The organism is Bradyrhizobium erythrophlei, assembly GCF_042430365.1.
Classification (GTDB): Bacteria; Pseudomonadota; Alphaproteobacteria; order Rhizobiales; family Xanthobacteraceae; genus Bradyrhizobium; species Bradyrhizobium erythrophlei.
On record NZ_JBHMET010000215.1, the window covers coordinates 1 to 2658 of the forward strand.

2 protein-coding genes and 1 pseudogene are annotated in these 2658 nt (G+C 64.2%); 1 reads left to right on the forward strand and 2 read right to left on the reverse strand.

Annotation, left to right across the window (positions count from 1 at the left end):
• Positions 1 to 56 precede the first annotated feature (56 nt).
• Positions 57 to 452, reverse strand: coding sequence for a hypothetical protein (locus tag ACFFWD_RS29975; protein WP_376971489.1), 396 nt, complete (start codon positions 450 to 452; stop codon positions 57 to 59).
• A gap of 586 nt (positions 453 to 1038) precedes the next feature.
• Complete coding sequence (locus ACFFWD_RS29980; protein WP_376971491.1) at positions 1039 to 1236, reverse strand: hypothetical protein; 198 nt, start codon at positions 1234 to 1236, stop codon at positions 1039 to 1041.
• A 230-nt stretch (positions 1237 to 1466) separates the two neighbouring features.
• Between ACFFWD_RS29980 and istA the strand changes: the two are divergent.
• Positions 1467 to 2600 (forward strand): annotated as a pseudogene (gene istA / locus ACFFWD_RS29985) (IS21 family transposase); the annotation flags it as partial.
• Positions 2601 to 2658: the final 58 nt, after the last annotated feature.

Genomic DNA, 2658 nt, shown 5'->3' on the forward strand with positions numbered 1-2658 from the left:
TGCTGTCCTAACGCTCGCTGCAACCATGCTCTGGTTGCGGTAAATGTCCACAGGACCTAGCCCATGCTGCCGGGCATGAAGCACCGGATTTCAGTAGACGGATGATCGGTCCCGCGATCGGCCGTGTAGGGCCAAACCATAGTTCTGCCGGCGCGGTTCGGCTCGGTGATCACGGCGTCATCGGGAACATCGATCCATCGGCCCTCGAGACGGACGCGATAATGGCCATCCTTCGATTCCCAATCAACGTCGCTGACGGCAAAACCGTCCGCGAACGAACAACAAAGCCCTTTGGGGGATGCAAGCCTGTTGAACCATTCGTTCAGTTCGGGACGGTTGGGGTCATGGGCGAGCGCGGGAGAGCAGAGCAGTAGGAAGATCAGGACAATCCGCTCCACGACCGACTCCCCTTCTCTCAAAGGGCTACGCCTTCTGCGCAGCCGCGGCGCCATTTTTCAGATCGATGTTCACAGGATTAAGGCGCGGGCCTGAGCCCGCGCCCTCCTGTGTCACCGCTTCAGCCGGCGGGCGTGGTTTCCTCTGGTGCTGTTTAGGACCTTTAGGGCGCGGCGAGCGTTGAGGCGATAGCACCGGGGCAGGACCGCGAACCCCGGAGTTCGGGTCATGAGCGCGATCCCTGTGGATCTCGAAAGAAAGTTCGAACAACGGTGGGCCGCCAGATTGGCGCGGCCCATTCCACCGGCTCCATTTGAGCGCCCCGCCTGTCCGAGGTGCAAAGCCCGGATGATGCTCGTCAGCATCGAGCCAGAACGCCTAGGCGTCGACTTGGATACGTTTCAATGCGCTGTCTGCAATCACGTACTTACGACTCTTGCCGCGCATGAAGATCCCATGCGCTCCCAGGCCCTTGGCCGCTGGCTTCTAGGCGATTTGCACCCGCCGAGGTAATGCCGCTGCTGAGACGCAAAATGGCTGCGCTGGATCTAGCAGTTGCCCACGCGTCAGAAGCCGAGATTGTCGCTCAATCGCTTTAGACCGTCGCCAAGTTTTGCGGCCGACATGGCGTGTCATTCGTCCTCATCGCACACCCTCTTTCAGCACCCAGCGCCGGTTCCGTGCGTCATAGCTGTAGATCGCCGGGTCTGGCTTGCGCGTGCTCCCGCTTGCCTGCCATTCGTCCAGCGTGATGACGCGCTTCCGTCCGGGATGCGACGGATCGATGCGGCGATAAGGCGAGATATGCGCGATCGGCTCGATAGTCGGGGGAATCTTCATCTGCGACCCCCATCGGTTGCGTGGTCGGACGCTTCATTTAGCACATTCCCTGCATGAAAATCAGTGCGGCAGTGTGCTGATTCTGCTCGATGTCGCCCACCATTCCGGAATGATCTCGCCCACCATTCCGGGATGATGTCGCCCGGGGTGAGAGGCCTCTTCTGGCTCCGATACGGTCCCGCCTTTCGGCTTTGCGAAGGGGGACCTGGATGCCGACGGAGAGGCTTGCGATGCGCCGTGTGCGCGATGTGATGCGATTGAAGTCGGCCGGGATGCCGACCCGCGAGATTGCGCGGCGGGTCGGAACGGCGCCTTTGACGGTGCGGTTGACGATCCGCCAGTTCGAGGCGGCGGGGCTGAGCTGGCCGTTGCCCGACGACGTCACCGACGCGGTGCTGGAGGCCCGGCTGTTCGCCAGCGCCGGAGCCGGTCCGGGCACCCGGCGGGGCCAGCGGCGGCAGGCCGAGCCGGACTGGGCGGCGGTGCATCGCGAGCTCAAGCGCAAGCACGTGACGCTGTCGATTCTGTGGGAGGAGTACATCGCGGGCGAACCCGGCGGGTATCGCTATTCCCGCTTCTGCGAGCTCTACCGGGCCTGGGAAGGCCGGCTGTCGGTGACGATGCGCCAGTCGCATGCGGCCGGCGACAAGCTGTTCGTCGACTATGCCGGCGACGGCGTACCGGTGGTGATCGACCGGTTCACCGGCGAACGGCGCACCGCGCAGATCTTCGTCGCGGTGCTCGGCGCATCGAGCTTCACCTACGCGCAGGCGACCTGGACGCAGGGGCTCGCCGACTGGATCAGCGGCCACGTCGGCGCCTTCGAGGCGATCGGTGGCGTGCCGGCGCTGCTGGTGCCGGACAACACCAAGGTCGCGGTGATCAAGGCCTGCCTCTACGATCCGCAGATCAACCGCAGCTACGCCGACATGGCGGCGCATTACGGCACCGCCATTCTGCCGGCCCGGCCACGACGGCCACACGACAAGGCCAAGGTCGAGCAGGCGGTCCTCATGGTCGAGCGCTGGCTGCTCGGACGGCTGCGCCATCGGACCTTCCACAGCCTCGCCGAGGTCAACGCGGCGATCGCCGAGTTAATGACCCGGCTCAACGAGGAACGGCCGATCCGGCGGCTCGGCGTGACCCGCCGCAAGCTATTGGAGGAGATCGACCGGCCGGCGCTCAAGGCCTTGCCGGAGAGCCCTTACGTGTTCGCCGAGTGGCGGATCTGCCGGGTCAGCATCGACTATCACGTCGAGGTCGAGGCGCATTACTACAGCGTCCCGCATCGCTTCGTCCGCGCCGAGGTCGAGGTGCGCTTCACCGCCCGCACCGTCGAGATTTTCCACAAGGGTGAACGGATCAACGTCGTGGCCGCGGATTGACATTTCTCTCTACGGGGAGATTGCATGGCGCGCGCAG

What these genes read in the sequence shown, in the direction of transcription:
- ACFFWD_RS29975 (WP_376971489.1), bottom strand. Translation starts at nt 452, where the DNA reads ATGGCGCCGCGGCTGCGCAGAAGGCGTAGCCCTTTGAGAGAAGGGGAG.
- ACFFWD_RS29980 (WP_376971491.1), bottom strand. Translation starts at nt 1,236, where the DNA reads ATGAAGATTCCCCCGACTATCGAGCCGATCGCGCATATCTCGCCTTAT.